The sequence below is a fragment of the Streptomyces sp. NPDC003943 genome (genome assembly GCF_053605265.1).
The window spans coordinates 24,140-38,705 of the sequence record NZ_JBSGIW010000040.1; the positions used below are offsets into that span (position 1 = coordinate 24,140).

The 14,566-nt window shown below is 68.9% G+C and carries 19 protein-coding genes; 8 read left to right on the top strand and 11 right to left on the bottom strand.

Annotated elements, in window-relative coordinates; translation table 11 throughout:
- Positions 1 to 17 precede the first annotated feature (17 nt).
- From ACWEV0_RS18245 to ACWEV0_RS18265, 5 genes are all read right to left on the bottom strand, one after another.
- Entirely contained in the window at positions 18 to 1,013 is a 996-nt protein-coding gene (locus ACWEV0_RS18245) for a hypothetical protein (protein WP_453150308.1), read from the bottom strand.
- A 213-nt stretch (positions 1,014 to 1,226) separates the two neighbouring features.
- Positions 1,227 to 1,352 carry a hypothetical protein gene (locus ACWEV0_RS18250; RefSeq protein WP_453150309.1) on the bottom strand — a complete coding sequence of 42 codons (126 nt, stop codon included), beginning with the start codon at positions 1,350 to 1,352 and terminating at the stop codon, positions 1,227 to 1,229.
- A 68-nt stretch (positions 1,353 to 1,420) separates the two neighbouring features.
- Positions 1,421 to 1,690, bottom strand: a complete 270-nt coding sequence (locus ACWEV0_RS18255; RefSeq protein WP_453150310.1) for a hypothetical protein — start codon at positions 1,688 to 1,690, stop codon at positions 1,421 to 1,423.
- A gap of 6 nt (positions 1,691 to 1,696) precedes the next feature.
- Positions 1,697 to 2,791, bottom strand: coding sequence for a hypothetical protein (locus tag ACWEV0_RS18260; protein ID WP_453150311.1), 1,095 nt, complete (start codon positions 2,789 to 2,791; stop codon positions 1,697 to 1,699).
- A 471-nt stretch (positions 2,792 to 3,262) separates the two neighbouring features.
- Positions 3,263 to 3,535 (bottom strand): hypothetical protein, encoded by a 273-nt coding sequence (locus tag ACWEV0_RS18265; RefSeq protein ID WP_453150312.1) that lies wholly within the window; start codon positions 3,533 to 3,535, stop codon positions 3,263 to 3,265.
- A 60-nt stretch (positions 3,536 to 3,595) separates the two neighbouring features.
- Between ACWEV0_RS18265 and ACWEV0_RS18270 the strand changes: the two genes are divergently transcribed.
- Positions 3,596 to 4,003 carry a VOC family protein gene (locus ACWEV0_RS18270; RefSeq protein WP_453150313.1) on the top strand — a complete coding sequence of 136 codons (408 nt, stop codon included), beginning with the start codon at positions 3,596 to 3,598 and terminating at the stop codon, positions 4,001 to 4,003.
- Positions 4,004 to 4,435: 432 nt separating this feature from the next.
- Here the strand turns inward: ACWEV0_RS18270 and ACWEV0_RS18275 are convergent, their stop codons facing one another.
- Positions 4,436 to 5,017 (bottom strand): S1 RNA-binding domain-containing protein, encoded by a 582-nt coding sequence (locus ACWEV0_RS18275; protein ID WP_453150314.1) that lies wholly within the window; start codon positions 5,015 to 5,017, stop codon positions 4,436 to 4,438.
- Positions 5,018 to 5,076: 59 nt separating this feature from the next.
- The gene (locus tag ACWEV0_RS18280; protein ID WP_453150315.1) at positions 5,077 to 5,256 is read right to left on the bottom strand and encodes a hypothetical protein; all 180 of its coding nucleotides are present in this window, start codon (positions 5,254 to 5,256) and stop codon (positions 5,077 to 5,079) included.
- A gap of 57 nt (positions 5,257 to 5,313) precedes the next feature.
- Between ACWEV0_RS18280 and ACWEV0_RS18285 the strand changes: the two genes are divergently transcribed.
- Together ACWEV0_RS18285 and ACWEV0_RS18290 are read left to right on the top strand one after the other, a co-directional pair.
- Positions 5,314 to 5,853, top strand: a complete 540-nt coding sequence (locus ACWEV0_RS18285; protein WP_453150316.1) for an ArsR/SmtB family transcription factor — start codon at positions 5,314 to 5,316, stop codon at positions 5,851 to 5,853.
- Positions 5,850 to 7,145 (top strand): MFS transporter, encoded by a 1,296-nt coding sequence (locus ACWEV0_RS18290; protein ID WP_453150317.1) that lies wholly within the window; start codon positions 5,850 to 5,852, stop codon positions 7,143 to 7,145. Before ACWEV0_RS18285 ends, ACWEV0_RS18290 begins: the two co-directional genes overlap by 4 nt.
- 178 nt (positions 7,146 to 7,323) lie before the next feature.
- Here the strand turns inward: ACWEV0_RS18290 and ACWEV0_RS18295 are convergent, their stop codons facing one another.
- Positions 7,324 to 7,599 (bottom strand): hypothetical protein, encoded by a 276-nt coding sequence (locus ACWEV0_RS18295; RefSeq protein ID WP_453150318.1) that lies wholly within the window; start codon positions 7,597 to 7,599, stop codon positions 7,324 to 7,326.
- A gap of 196 nt (positions 7,600 to 7,795) precedes the next feature.
- Here ACWEV0_RS18295 and ACWEV0_RS18300 point away from each other — a divergent pair, with 196 nt between their 5' ends.
- Positions 7,796 to 8,545 (top strand): polysaccharide deacetylase family protein, encoded by a 750-nt coding sequence (locus ACWEV0_RS18300; RefSeq protein ID WP_453150319.1) that lies wholly within the window; start codon positions 7,796 to 7,798, stop codon positions 8,543 to 8,545.
- A gap of 40 nt (positions 8,546 to 8,585) precedes the next feature.
- Here the strand turns inward: ACWEV0_RS18300 and ACWEV0_RS18305 are convergent, their stop codons facing one another.
- Positions 8,586 to 9,005 carry a hypothetical protein gene (locus ACWEV0_RS18305; RefSeq protein WP_453150320.1) on the bottom strand — a complete coding sequence of 140 codons (420 nt, stop codon included), beginning with the start codon at positions 9,003 to 9,005 and terminating at the stop codon, positions 8,586 to 8,588.
- Positions 9,006 to 9,553: 548 nt separating this feature from the next.
- On the opposite strand from ACWEV0_RS18305, the gene ACWEV0_RS18310 reads away from it, so the two are divergent.
- From ACWEV0_RS18310 to ACWEV0_RS18320, 3 genes are all read left to right on the top strand, one after another.
- Positions 9,554 to 10,003: an AraC-like ligand-binding domain-containing protein gene (locus tag ACWEV0_RS18310; protein ID WP_453150321.1), complete on the top strand. Its 450-nt coding sequence runs from the start codon at positions 9,554 to 9,556 to the stop codon at positions 10,001 to 10,003.
- Positions 10,004 to 10,017: 14 nt separating this feature from the next.
- On the top strand, positions 10,018 to 10,512 hold the full coding sequence (locus ACWEV0_RS18315) for a helix-turn-helix domain-containing protein (RefSeq protein WP_453150322.1): 495 nt from the start codon (positions 10,018 to 10,020) through the stop codon (positions 10,510 to 10,512).
- A gap of 62 nt (positions 10,513 to 10,574) precedes the next feature.
- Positions 10,575 to 11,111, top strand: coding sequence for an RICIN domain-containing protein (locus tag ACWEV0_RS18320; protein WP_453150323.1), 537 nt, complete (start codon positions 10,575 to 10,577; stop codon positions 11,109 to 11,111).
- A 211-nt stretch (positions 11,112 to 11,322) separates the two neighbouring features.
- Here the strand turns inward: ACWEV0_RS18320 and ACWEV0_RS18325 are convergent, their stop codons facing one another.
- Positions 11,323 to 12,105 (bottom strand): alpha/beta fold hydrolase, encoded by a 783-nt coding sequence (locus ACWEV0_RS18325; protein WP_453150324.1) that lies wholly within the window; start codon positions 12,103 to 12,105, stop codon positions 11,323 to 11,325.
- A 305-nt stretch (positions 12,106 to 12,410) separates the two neighbouring features.
- Complete coding sequence (locus ACWEV0_RS18330; protein WP_453150325.1) at positions 12,411 to 12,743, bottom strand: hypothetical protein; 333 nt, start codon at positions 12,741 to 12,743, stop codon at positions 12,411 to 12,413.
- A gap of 343 nt (positions 12,744 to 13,086) precedes the next feature.
- Between ACWEV0_RS18330 and ACWEV0_RS18335 the strand changes: the two genes are divergently transcribed.
- Positions 13,087 to 14,193, top strand: coding sequence for an endonuclease/exonuclease/phosphatase family protein (locus tag ACWEV0_RS18335; protein ID WP_453150326.1), 1,107 nt, complete (start codon positions 13,087 to 13,089; stop codon positions 14,191 to 14,193).
- The last annotated feature ends 373 nt before the right edge of the window (positions 14,194 to 14,566 follow it).

Here is a 14,566-nt window from a genome sequence, read left to right on the forward strand (position 1 = left end):
TGTGCTCGCTGCTGTGCTCAGTTGGCGGCCGAGACCGCGGCGACCTGGCGCAGCGCCTCGTCGCGGTAGAACGAGCCGGCGTACAGGCCCCGGCCCGCGAGGGAGGCCTGGTGCTGCACCATGACGGAGTCCAGCCAGTCCGCCATGTCGCCCGCGTCCGGGCCCAGGCCGTTCCGTACGGTCGCCGTGCGAGACAGCTCGTGGAAGAAGGAGGCGCGGCGCCAGTACTCCTCGAGCCTTGACTCCAGGCTCATCGAGCTGCCTTCCACGTCGCCTTCCATGGAAAGCAGGAACTCCAGCAGATGCGAGTAGACGTGCAGGGTGGACAGGATGCGCAGGCAGTCCATCTGGCGCTTCTTGCCGCCGATCGGACGCCACGGCACGTCGAACAGCGTGCCGTCCAGGAATCCGTACCCCTCGTTCACCACGCGCCGGCACAGCAGGACGTCGTAGAACTTCTGGTGGCAGGACTCGTGGAAGACCGCGTCGGCCAGCGCCACCGGGTCCTCCAGCAGCCTGGTGTTGACGACGGAGGCGAAGGGGACGGGCACCAGGAAGCCGGAGTCGATCGGGCAGTCGGTCACCAGGACCGCTCCGGAGACGGTGCCCAGCACCGATGCGCCCAGTTCGCCGACCGAGTCGGTCAGCAGGCGGATGCCGTCGGCCATCTTGCGGGCCTCGTTCTCGCCTGCCGCGACATAGCTGCACGTGTGCGGGGACAGGTCCTTGCCGATCCGGTCCTGCACCGCCTGGCCCGCGGCGTCGGCCGCCCAGTCACCCGCCAGTACGTAACGGAAGCCCGGTACCTCAACCTCGTTGCGGGGGGCGGTCCCGTCGGTGATCCGCAGGCCTTCGGCCATGATCGTACGAGCCTCGGACACGTCCTTCCGGGCAGTCAGAGCACGGTAGGCATCCATGATCAGGCCGCGCCGGATGCTCCGCTCGGCGAGCGGGCTCGTCTGGTCCGCGTCGGGAAGACGAATTCCGGTCGCATCGTGCAGGAGATCGTCCACCAGGTGCATGAAGGCGGAAACGTCGTCTGCGATTGCCTTGGCATCCCCGTAGGGCCCGCTCGAAAGAATCTGCCGTGCTGCGGTCATGGCGAACAGTCCTCGATCTGTCTGTGTCTCTGACGATGATCTGTCGATAAACGACGCCGGGTGCGGGACGGCCAGAGCCGGTCCCGCACCCGCATAGGAGTTCAACGAACCCTATGTATCGCGACCTCAGGCACCGGCCACGGGGTACTGCGACTGGGCACGCACCTCAGGCAGAACCTGGGCAGCGATGTCACCGTCGGCCTCGCCGGCGAGCTCGGCGAGCTCGTTGATGTTCAGCTCGTTGATGGACATGGGAACACCTCCTTTTCTTAGGGATTTTCTTTCTCGTAACCCACTCCAGGCAGATCCCCCGGTTTGAATTACAAGCTCTTGGTGAGGATGCCGGCGTCGGTCAGCTGCTGACTGATCCGCTCGAAGCCGACGCGGGCATCATCCAGTTCCGACTTGGTCGCGGAAGCGTAGAGCGCGACAGCATCTTCGGCACTCTGAGTGCTGGCAGCGATTTTGATCACCAATGCCGATTTGGCATCGATCTGAAGGATTGTGTGAGGATTCACCGAGAAGACGAAGAAGCGGCCGGGAACGCTGATCGGCTGGATGCGAACCCCGTCTGAAACCTGGTATTTCATGGCTGCCTATCCTGCGACTTTGGAGGGCGTGATCAGTGCGCTCTCGCTCATGCCCGACCATCCGTGGGGCTTCAGCTCGACCACACCGTGAAGTTCTGTGCGTACCGACTCCAGGGCATCGACGAGAACTTCCCGAAGGAGGCGGCCGTCCTCGCCGAACTCGTCCCTGACGTGCTCGCGTGTCATGGCGTCGAGCAGGCACGCGGCCCGGGCGTAGGGCAGCGAGATCCTGGATCGGTGCAGGTCGGTCACGTCGCCGCCCGCGGAGGTGTCCCGCAGGAGGGCGGCACAGTGCAGCACTGCCAGATGGGTGTAGACATGCGCCGCGGAGATGATCCGTCCGGCGTTGAAATGCCGGGGCTTCACGTAGTCGACGCTCCACGGAAGCAGGAACGTCGCGCTGTCGTCATCCGTGTAGCCGGCGCGCATGAGCCTGCGCGTCAGGCGCAACACGACCATCTTTTCGTGCAGTGATTCGTGCAGCAGAGCGTCGGCGAGTTCAATCGTGTCCCGGCCGAGCAGCTCCGTGGAGATGAACACGCTTTCCGGAACCTGCGGCAGGTTCATGCTGAGGATGTTGCCGTCGAGGAAGACCAGGTGGTGCACGAACGGAAACGTCGTCGCGGCCACCTGCGGCAGCAGTTCCTGGACCAGCGAGAGGGCTGCGACAGAACGTTCTTCCTGCTCATCGGTCACCGGGGTGGGCCGCAGGATGTCGTCGAGCTCGTGCTGCCGAAGGACGCGTCCGAGATGATTTCCGTACGCGACGGACGGCGATGCCTCGCTGTCCTTGTCCCAGACCCACCACGAGCCGGCCACACCGCTCAGGCGCGGCCGCGGCGAACCGGAACCGTCTCCCTGAACACCGGGATCGTTTTCCTCGGATATCGCACGCTCACCCTCGACGATCAAGTAGTCGAGATTGATCCTCTTGACCGTGTCCGCCAGGTAATCCAGGTGAGACTCACCCGACAGCCGGGGAGGCGCGTCCTCGAGGTAGATGGCGGCGGCGCCACTGTAGAGGATGTCTCGGTCGGCGACCAATGATTTTCCGTCCCCCACCAGGCCGGTGGAGAGTTTGGTATCTATGTCACCGATCACGAAAGCCCCCATTCAGTCGTGCCGCCTACTCGTATCTCGCGGGAACCTGTTCGCGGCGCCCGTTCGAAGTGATCATGACTCTATTCATCTTGATCGGGACGCGTCAACGACGCATCGGTGAGTGGCTTGTTCTCACCAGCGACAAAGGCGTGTGTGCCCGGATTTCCGGGGGTGTGGTGGTGGAGTAGTTCTGGCGTGCGGAGGGTGGGTGGCTTGATAGCGATCATTGATGTGTCGCTTTCCGTGCCGGGCCGGTGCATATCCGGACAGCATTCAGGTCGTCCGCAAATGAACCGGTGTCGGGTTCGGCCATTCGCTGTTCGGAGGCGGTACGGCTGGTCACCGAACTGTTCGCGGCCGCCCCGCCCCGGCCGTAGGGGCCCGTATGACCGACGCCGGCCCCTTCGAGGGGCCGGCCGTACGGGGAGCCCCATGACGTCGCCGCGAGGGGGCCGTCACCGCTCGGGCGCGTCACCCACCGGGTTGGAGCAGGCCGTTGACGGTGAGCCGGTACGGGGCTGCCTCCCGGACCGACTCGGTCGGTTCGTAGTGGCTGACGATCGCGGCGACGGTCTGGGCCTTGTCACCGACCAGGCAACGCAGCTGGTCCGCGGTCAGCTGTGCGTGGTGGGCGGAGTCGAGCGGAAAAGGATCAAAAGTGACGATAGCGCCACCGTAAGGCCGGGCATGGGAGGTCCCGCAGGTGTCGGTGATCTTGGGGCACCGCGGGTCGGGGTCCGTCACATTCCCCTGCCGGGGTCCGTCAGGGAGACGGAAGACACCGGCAGACGGAAGGACAACGCCATGCTGACGAACATCATGTACGTCACGCTCTACGTCACCGATCAGGACCGCGCGCTGCGGTTCTACACCGAGCAGCTCGGCCTGGAGAAGCGCATCGACTTCCCGAATCCCGGCGGGCGGTTCCTCACCGTGGGTGTCCCCGGCACCCCTGTCGAGATCCTCCTGTGGGCGAACGCCGAAGGGGCGGGGCAGCCGGCCGAGCTGGTGCCGGGCGCCACGCCCGGCCCGGTCATCCTCGAGTCGGACGACCTGCGGGCGGACTTCAAGGCGTTCCGCGACCGCGGGGTGACCTTCGACCAGCCGGAGCCCGAGGACTACGGATTCGGCGTCCGCATCGAGACGTCGGACCCGGACGGCAACCGCATCTCGCTGCGCGAGCGCAGCCGCGCCGGCCGTGACAACGGCTGACCGAGCGCAGCCCAGGTGTGGCGGGCCCGGCCCCGGGTCGCGCCCGCCACACCGCGTCGAGACGAGTGCTTGCGGCGATCACGACGGTGCTGCACGAAGCCCCGGCCCGGACGAGGCAGTGCAGCGTGTCGCCTGGGTGGCCGCCACCCTGACGGTCGAGGATCTGCCCCCGCTGCCGTCGAGGAAGCGGTTGCGTCCGGCGCCGTCGTGGTGATGCCGGCGCAGCCGCCCCCCAACGGCTACCCAGCGGTGCTGCGTCACCCGCACGGCGGCTCGTACGAGTACGTCGGCCCCTGAGCCGTGAACCGCCCGGCCGATCCCGTGGCAAGCGGGTCGGGGCGCATCGCTCGCGCGGGGCGCGTATGGCCGCATGGCCCTTGGCGGGGTGGTGTGCCGACGCGTTTCGATGCGGTTGCGCGAGGAACGCGACAGTCATTCGGGCGGCGTGACCGCCTGCCGAGTGTCCTGCGACCGGGAGAGAAACACCCGTCGCGTCGGCCGGTCGATGTGAGTGACGACGACCGCCACCTCCTCGCCGGCCTCGAAGTCCTCCGGCGAACCGGCCGCAGGCCGGCCGTGGACCTCTCTGAACGGGATCAGCCCGGCGACTCCGTCCCCGAGGCCGACGAAGACGCCGAAGGGCAGCACCCTGCCGACGGTCCCGCGCAGCTCCTGGCCCGCACCGGTGCACTCGGCGAATGCCTGGAAGGGGTCAGGCTCGAGTGCCCGAAGGGACAGCCTGGCCTCTGCGTTATGGGTGTCGAATTGCAGGAACTCGCACGAGACGCGCTGCCCGACCTCGACGACATCCGTAGGAGCGTCGACGTGTCGCCAGCACAGCTCGGGAACGGTGATGAACCCGACGCCCGGAAGCGTCGGATGACCGGGGCCGTCGTCCAGAGCCACGAAGACCCCGAACCGTTCGATGGCCGCGACGGTGCCGGACAGGATCTCGCCTCGGTGCAGCGACTCCAGAAACGCCCAGAGTTCCGGGCTCTCAGACCGCCAGTCCATGCCGACCACCCTTTCACGCGGCACCGCGTGTCGCCGGCCTCGCCCAGGCCTGATGAGTCTCACTTCAGCACCAGAGCGCGCGGCTCGTGCCGGTCCCTGCGGAAACGGGTCCTGAGCGGCGATGCGCCGGCGCTCGGGCCAGGGGTGCGATGGCGGGACGGTCGACCGCGGACCGCCTCGACTCCCGAGACGGCGACGAGCGCGTCCACGTCGTGCGCCGACTTCTGAGGGGTCGTCATGGACGCGTCTGCGAAATCCCCTTGCGCAATGGTCAAGGATCGTTGACCATTGCTGGCATGCCAACCGATGATCTTCCCGAGACGTTTCACGTCACCACAGACGAGCAGTTGCGCGCCGTCTCCAATCTCACGCGTCACCGGATCATGGCCGTGCTCCGCTTCGAGCCCGCGACGATCACGCAGATCGCCGAGCGAGTGGGCCTCGCGAAGGGGAGTTCCAGCTACCACGTACGACTGCTCGAACGGGCCGGCCTGGTGAAGGTGGTACGAACGCGCAAGGTCCGGGGCGTCACCGAGCGGTACTACGCCATGGCCGCGCGGTCGATCGAGCTGCCGGATCCGGGTGAGGGAGGACCGGATGTGCTGATGCGTCATGCGGTGGCCGACCTGGAGGCGTCGCCGGCGGACGGCGAGCGCCACGTAGGGATGGCGCATCTCCGGCTCACCGACGAGCAGTTCGCGGAGTTGGGGGCGAAGCTGCGGTCACTGGCGGACGAGTACCGCGAGCTGTCCGACCCGTCGCTGCCGGACACGTCGCTCGTCTTCGCGCTGTTCCACCCGGCAACGAACAAGCAGACCGAAGGAGACGCCAAGTGACCTCGGACATTCGGAAGCTGCCGCCCGGGTTCGGACGGCTGTGGACCGCCCAGACGATCTCCTCGCTCGGTGACGGTGTGACACATGCCGCGCTGCCGCTGATCGCGTTGACGCTGACGCGGGACCCCCTGGCGCTGGCCGTCGTCACAGCCGCCGGAACGCTGCCGTGGCTGCTCTTCGGGGTGCTCGGCGGTGCGCTGGTGGACCGCTGGGACCGCCGACGAACGATGTGGGTCACGGACGCGGCGCGCGCGGTGCTGCTCGCGATACCGGCGGCCGCGGCCGCGCTCGACGTACTGAGCATTCCCCTGCTCGCGGCCGTCGCCTTCCTGCTCGGCCTCGGCGGACTCTTCTTCGACACGGCCGCCACGGCCTATCTGCCGGACCTGCTCGGCCGCGACCCCGCGCTCCTGGAGCGCGCCAACTCCCGCCTGCGCGGCACCCAGACCGCCGCCTCCGGCTTCGCCGGGCCGCCTGCGGGCAGCGCCCTGCTCGTGCTCGGGCGCGCGGTTCCGCTGCTCGCCGACGCGGTGTCGTTCGCGCTCTCCGCACTGCTCGTACGGTCGCTTCCCGCCATGCCCCGGCCCGTACCGGAGGTCCGTGAGTCGCTGCTCCGGCAGGCGCGAGCCGGCGCCGCGTACGTCTTCCGCGACCGGTTGCTGCTCGGGCTCGCGCTCCGCCCGGCGGTCGGGAACATCGCCTTCATCGCCGTGGAGACCGTCCTCGCGCTCTTCGCGCGCGACCGCCTCGGCATCGACACCTCCGGTTTCGGCCTGCTCCTCACGGCCGAGGCCACCGGCGGCCTGCTCGGCGCGGGCATCGCCTCCTTCCTCGGCCGCCGACTCGGCACCGGCGCCGCACTGACCTGCACCGCCGCCGTCGAGGGGCTTGCCGTCCTGGGCCTGGCCGCCGCCCCGAACGCGTACGTGGCCGGTCTGGCGCTCGCCGTCTGCGGGGCCGCCATGGGCGCCACGATGGTGCTCGCTCCCTCCCTCCGGCAGACGATCGTCCCAGCCCACCTCATGGGCCGGGTCGCCTCCACCTCGCGCATGCTGGCCATGTGTGCCGCCCCCTTCGGGGCCTTCCTCGGCGGCTGGCTGGCCACCACCTACGACATCCGCACCCCGCTCTACGTCGCCGCCGGCCTCCTCCTGGCCATGACGGCCGTCACGGCATCCATGACCAGCAACCGCCGGGTCGAAGCGGCGCTGCGTGCCGCCGCCCCGGCCGACGGTGCGGCGCACCCCCCGTCCGAGGCGCCCGCCCAGGAGAGCGCACCCAGCCTGTCGTGACGCCTCCCGCGACGGCGTCACCACACGCCGGACGCCAGGGCCCCACGGGGCGCGACGAGTGACCAGGCCAGTCGGCCGTCAACTCTCGTCACCCGCGGCGGCGACCGGGTCTCGGAAGAGGCGCAGGCCCTGCCTCGGGACGCCGGCTTGGCATCGCACGGGCAGGGGCCCGGAAGGGTCACTCAAGGGCTCGGTACTCAGGCGACGGATGAACCAGTCCCGGGTGTTCCACCACGTACCCGTCGCCGTGGATCGCCAGCATCGCCCAGTGCCATGCCTCGTCGTGGAATATCAGCCCGCGGTACGGCGCCTCAGGCGGTTCGTACGGGTATCGCTCCAAGGCGGCCTCCCTGGCCTCCTTCGGAGACAGCCCGCCGTGACGCCGCATCACCCACGCATAGCCACGCCGCTCGGACTGCAGGCAGTCGAGGTACTCGGCTTCGTTCCATGTCACTGCTCAACGGTAGAGGGTGCGGTGCGAAGCCGGTGAGGTCGGAGGTCTCGACGGTCGGCCCGAGTCGGCTTCGCGGGGAACTTTCTCGGGATCGCCGTCGTCTGGGTAGGCATACGATCAAGCTTCGGGGGGCGGGCAGTTCATGGGGATGAGGGGTAAGTGCGGCGCACACATAGCCATCGTCGCCTCGGCCGTCGTGCTCAGTCTCACGGCGTGGGGCGCGACCACGCTGACGGACCACGAGGCCGACGCCCAGGCGCGGGCGAGGACCGGGGGCCGGCAGGACGTTCGGGTGCCGACGGGCCCTCAGGGCCGGCCCGAGCGGCCGGTGCGGACCCCCGAGAGCATCGCGCACGCCGCCGAGGCCGGCGGGAGGGCGGTGAACATCACCATCGACGACGGTCCGGACCCGCGCTGGACGCCGAAGGTGTTGAACGTGCTGAAGGAGAACGGGGTCAAGGCGGTGTTCTGCATCGTCGGGCCGCGCGCACAGGAGCACCCGGACCTGGTCAAGAGGATCGTCGCGGACGGGCACCGGCTCTGCGACCACACGGTGTCCCACGACACCTCGATGGACAAGAAGCCGGTCGCCTACCAGCAGCGGCAGATCCTGGACGCGCAGAAGATGATCGAGGACGCGGCCGGCGGAGTCAGGGTGGAGTACTACCGGGCGCCGGGCGGAGCGTTCACCCCGGACAGCAGGCGGATCGCCGCCGCTGCGGGGATGCGACCGCTTGGCTGGAACGTCGACACCAAGGACTTCGAGCGGCCCGGCACGGCGTCCATCGTCAGCACGGTGAAGCACGAGCTGCCCAACGGCCCGACGATCCTCTTCCACGACGGTGGCGGCGACCGCAGCCAGACGGTCGCAGCCCTCGAACAGGTGCTGCCCTGGCTCAAGCAGCAGGGCCACTCCTTCAGCTTCCCGGTGCGGACCACTCCCTGAGCCATCGAGCCCCAGGGGCCGCCCGTACCGGGGCCCGTGGTTACGGGTGTCCGTACCTCACGCACTTCAGGTACACGACCTGCGGGCCGTCCGCCCCGTTGTCCAGACACACCCGCACCACCGCGGCCCCACCCGGAGCATCCGCCGGCACGAGGATGGAGAACGTGCCGCTCGACCCGCACACGCTGCCGGACAGGCCCACGCCCATCTGGTTGTTCCCCGAGTCGAGCGTGAACGCCGTGGTGCCACGGCAGCTGTTCACGTCGACCGACTTGTGCTCACCGGCCACCACCACCGAGCGTGCGTACCAGGTGATGGTGCCCCGCGTGTACGTCTGCCCGTAGGTGACGTCGAAGGCGCTGACGGGATAGTCGGTAGCGCCGGCCGGCGGGGCGGCCAGCAGGGTGCCGCCTGCCAGCAGGGCAGAAGAACCAAGGGCGACAGCAAGGCGGGTACGCACGTCGTCTCCAGGGGGCGTCGGGGGAGTCGGACAGCGGCCAGTATCCAGCGGCACGTTGACCGGGTCCATGCCACCCCGTCACATTCCGGGCCTCTGCTGTCTCACCACTCACCGCCCACCGCCCTGTCCCGCGTCCGAGGGCCGTCCCACCGACGCCGAGGCCGGAGATCAACTGCGGAACGACCTTCAGGCGATGATTGCCTCCATGGACCACTCCGTACCCATCAGCAGTCTCGGACTGCGCTTCGTCATACCGCAGTGCCCCTACGCGATCGAGCAGTGGGCGGAGGTGCGCCCGTTCGTCGACCGCAGACATCGCCTGTGACCTCTCGGCTACCCCCGGAGCTGACCCAAGAGCCAGCCCAGAGCCCGAACCGCTCGCCACCGCGGGTATGACCTGGGCGGCGGCCGGGAGGAGGTCTCGGGAGTCTCCGTACCCCGTACGTGTCCGAAAAGTGATCACCGACGGCATCCGCCGCCGCGTCCTGTCCCTGTAGAAGATCGAAAACAGGGGGAAGCACGTGTGGACGGTGGTGTCGTCGAGCGGGGTGCCCGCAACCGAGCGCTTCGACTGGTTCGCGGACATGGTGTCGCGTGAGGTGGTGCCCACAGCGATCAGAAGTGAGTGCCCGGGACGCTTCCGGGCGGAGGCCGCCGTACTGGACCTGGGCGGCCTTCAGATGTCCAGGCTCGCCTACCTGCCTCTCCACTCGCGACGCACCCCTGCGCTGATCAGACGCAGTGACCCGGAGCAGTACCAGTTGGCACTGGTCACCAAGAGCTCCATGGCGCTGTCCCAGCAGGGCAACGACTGCGGAGCCACCACCGGGGACCTCGTGATGTGGGACACCTCCCGCCCCTGGGAAGCCCGATCTCCCGCCCAGGGCGGCATGGGCGAGCTGGTCGTCCTCCAACTGCCCCGGGCGGCCCTCCCTTTGCCCACTCGCCAGGTCGAGCGCCTGCTGGCTCGCCGCATACCCGGCGGCCACGGCCGATGATGCTGGCCTCCTTCATGAAGTCCCTGGTGGACAACGGCGACCGGTGCACGCCGGAGGAACTGGGCCGCCTGGGTACCATCGCGGCCGAGCTCACGGCGGCCTGTCTGGCCCAGCACCTCGACGTCGAGGAAGACCTGCCCGCCGAAGTCCGAGCCCAGGCGCTGTTGCGGCAGATCCACGTCTTCATCGACCACAGACTCGGCGACCCCGAGCTCGCGCCCTCCGTCATCGCGGCCCACCACAACATGTCCCTCCGAGCACTCCACCACCTCTTCCACGGTACGAGTGAAAGCGTCCAGGCCAGGATCCGGCGGCGTCGCCTGGAGCAGTGCCGCGCCGATCTGTCCCGTCCCGAACTGCGCGCACCCATACAGGCCATCGCGGCGCGCTGGGGCTTCAGCAGGCCGGCGGTGTTCAGCCGTACCTTCCGCGAGGCGTACGGACTCAGCCCTTCCGAGTTCCGCGCGCTGAGGATCAAGGAACTCTGCGCTGAGGGCACACCGCGGTGACGTTCCTCTTTCCTAGGGTCGTTGGCGACTGATCAACCACCAGCACAAGGGGGAGAACATCCATGCTGAGGAAGACAGGCGCCCAGGCGGCGATGGCAGCGGCCGCCGTGGTCGCCTTCGGAGTGATCACGGCATCCCCGGCGAGCGCCGGCGGACTCAACATCCAGCGGATCGTCAACGTGAACAGCAACAAGTGTCTTGAGATCCCGATGTACCACGACTACGACGGGGCCCCGGCCCAGCAGTGGCAGTGCAATGGCGGCGCCAACCAGAACTGGATCGTGGAAGGGGTGCAGACAGCCGACGGCCGCCTGGCGTGGACGTTCCGCAACGCCGAGAGCGGCAAGTGCCTCGAAGTCGCCGACTGGCGCACGGACGCGGGGGCTCCGGTGCGTGTGTGGCAGTGCACCGGCGGGGCCAACCAGCAGTGGGTCGAGCAGGGCGGCCAGAACGGCGTGTCCCTCCGCAACGTCAACAGCGGCATGGCGCTGGACATGCCGGGGTTCAGCACGGCCAACGACACCGATGCCGTTCAGTGGTGGCCCAAGGGCTTCAACGAGCCGGCCGGGAACCAGGAGTGGTACTACACGGCCGGCTGACGCCGCACCAGTCCCACCCGCGCTGACGGCGGCTCACGGCCCGAGGCCCCCGCAGTCGCCGGGCCCCCGCGCCGCCTGCGGACCCCGGGGCATTCCACCCTCGGCCGCAGGGCCGCAGGGACGCAACTGAAGGGGAGCGGCTGGCGCGGGCCGGGTCTGGACCAGACGCCATGGGGCGCCGAGGGCTTCGGCCCCGGCGCCCCGCTAGCCGTCAGGCCGCATGCGCGAGAGCCGCTGCGATGACCTCGGCGGTCTTCTGAGGTGCCTCGTCCGGCAGGAGGAACACCGAGCCGGGGATCGTCACCACGGTGATGCCGGGACCGGACTCAAGGGTGGCGCGTTCCTCAGGGGTGAGGCCGCCGTCCCCCTTCTCGGCGTGGACGACCCACGCCGGGACGCCCGATGCGACGAGTTCGGCGGCCGGATCACGGGCCGCGGCGAGGTAGTCGAGGTACTCCCCGGTAACGCGGACCGCGTCGGCAGCCCTGTTCTGCTTGAGGTCCTCGATCAGTTCGTCCTTGTGCGTTCGAGGCGTTTTCGCGGACCTTGCCATGAGAGGCAGGAGCTTGAGCATGGCCGCCATCGGCCAGCTGCCGACCTTCTGCGATGCACGCACGACGGCTCGGAAGAACCTCGCCTCATCCGCAGTCGTCAGGCTGATGCCCAGTAGGACGACCGGGCCCTGAAAATGCCCCGACAGCACCGTCTCCAAAGCCACCGTCGCACCGTGCGAAAACCCCACGATGACATCGCAGCCGTGGGTTTGCGCCAGCTCACCGGCGCGACGGGCGAGGCCGGGGATGGTCACGTCCTCCGACAGCGGTGCACCGGCGTTGCCCGGCAGCGTCGTGGCCACCAGACGGACGCCAGCCAGTGCCGGTTCGGCCACGACCAGGTCAAACGACCGTGCTGCGCAGGCCCCGCCCGGCAAGAGCAGCACCGATCGCCGCGCATCGGCCGGCCCCGCGACCAGAGTCTCCCAAGGCTCCCTCATCACCGCCTCCGAAATGCGCTCATCCCTACGCATAAGGGTACGGCGCGACGAGTCCGGTCGGAGGGTCGGAAGGAGACCCGGCTCGCCGAGCCCGAGCACGCCCGGCCCTCGCCCGGCCCGCAGGGCCCAGCCGGGGCACGTGACACCAGTCAGCCGCCCGGCCCCGTCCAGGCGGTGGTCGTCGGTCCCCGTCCTCGTCTCGTAACGCGGAAATCACCTGCCGCACTGCCGCGAACCCGGTCCGCTGAAGCGAACCGGGCCTGTCCAGCAAGTTCCGACGCCGTGATCACCCCGTCACGGCGTGATCATTCCACTGCTCCCGGTTCTCCCTGCCGGAACGCGATGCGGCAGCGCTCCACCTGGTCGGCCACCTGCTCCATGAACCAGCACATGATCTCGTAGGGGACGACGTGCTCGCCAGGGCTGTAGACGCGAACGGTCGGTTCCAGGTTCGGATCCTCGTCCGGGACAAGGGCTACGAGGAAAGCAGAGCCGGGAAGGTGGTTCTCCGCGGCGGCGGAGTCGGCCGACGCGGGCCGGGCCTCGCTCAGTTCCACGGCCCAGGCATCGTCGGGCAAGGCGTAGTGGAACTGGACGGCGTAGTGGCGGCCTGAGTGTTCCCGCAGCTCCCATGGCATGCGGGCAGGCTGCCACAGCTGCCTTGCCGGCGCCTCTGGGTTTCCCGCCCTCACTCCCGCGCAACCCAGTCGGCGTTCCCAGGTGTCAGGGCTTGCGCCCGCCTGGGGAAGGACCCCGTGCGCCGTCTGGACGGTCGCTTCATCACCCAGCCGGTAGTCCTCCTACCCCCTGTGGGCATCCCGGAGCCGACTACGTGACGCCATCCCCAGTCGCAGCGCCCTTCTTTGCGAGGTGCTTCGGCTACCCGGCCTACACCTGGATCGACACACCGCGTCCGGCCGCCTTAGCTGTTGCAGAACGATGAGCACTTTCGCCCGTTTATGCTCCGAAAGGCCTGCTCGCATGATCCGCCGCTGGTTCACAGCCGCCCTGGGCGCGCTCCTGCTCCTCCCGCCGGGGGCGCTCACGGCTGCATCGGCCGCCGAGGTCCCGGCCCCTGTGCGGGTCATGACCCGCAACCTCTACCTGGGTGCCGACCTCGCGCCCGTTCTCGCCGCCGCCAATCCGCAGGCGCTCGTCGCCGCGGTGACGGCGGTGTACGCGAATGTCCAGGCGACGAACTTCCCCGAACGCGCCGAAGCGCTGGCCGACGAGATCGCGGACAGCGACCCCCATCTCGTGGGCCTGCAGGAAGCCGTGCTGTGGCGCAGCCAGACTCCCGCAGGACCCGGCAGCGCCACCCACGTCGAGTACGACTTCCTGCACATCCTGCTCGACAAGCTCGCCGCCCGGGGCAGGCACTACGCGGTCGTGGCCACGGTCACCGTCGGCAGTGACTTCGAGGCCCCGCGGTCCACTGCCGGCGGTCTGCAGGACATCCGCCTCACCGACCGCGACGCGCTCCTGGCTCGTACCGATCTGCCTGCGCGTGTCTTCTCCGTGTCCCACGCGCAAGCCGCCACGTTCCAGAACTTCGTACCCGTCTGCCGTCCGGCCCTCGGATGCCCGCCCCAGCCGCCCCTTGAGGTCCGGCGAGGCTGGGTGGCCGCCGATGCCACCCTGCACGGGCACACCACCCGGGTGGTCACCACCCATCTGGAGCCCGCTTCTCCCACCGTCCAGGAAGCACAGGCAGGTGAACTGCTCGCCGGTCCGCTGAACACCGGACTCCCCACCGTGCTCCTCGCCGACCTCAACTCGGCCGCCGGCGGAGCGGGCGCGACACCAGGGACCGCCACCCAGAGCTACAACCACCTGCTGGCAGCCGGCTTCACAGACGCCTGGACCGCCACCCATCCCCGCGACCCCGGCTTCACCTGCTGCCAGGCCGCCAACCTGACCAACACCACGTCCAGCCTCACCCAGCGCCTCGACTACGTACTCTTCCGCGGCAGCGACATCACCGCCCTGGCGACCAGCCGGGTGGGCGCCGACCAGGCAGACCGCACCGCGTCAGGTCTGTGGCCTTCCGACCACGCAGGTGTCAGGGGCCTGCTTCTCCTGCGCTGAGCGACGTGCACACAGCAGCACACCTCATGACACACGCGCAATCGGTGAGCGCGTGGAGGCCGTCCGACAGGGGCTGCCCAGCCCCACCGGCTCACTCCGATCAACGTATCCGACCTTCCTCATTCCCAACGGTGGCGCCCGAGTCCCGTATAAGGCTGTGGGCTGGGTGTCTGCCTTACGGTACGGTCGCCGGGTGGAGGGGAAGAGGGTGAGCGGGTGCCCGTTGCACGGGGTCGGTGTGCGTCCTGACCATCTGGTCGGGTGTCGTCTTGAGCAAGTAGTCGCCTCGTGGCACCTGTATGGCTCAGAAGCTCAGTCCGGCCCGCTGGAGGTGCGGCTGATCGACAGCGAAGCGGTTGCCACGCGCATCACG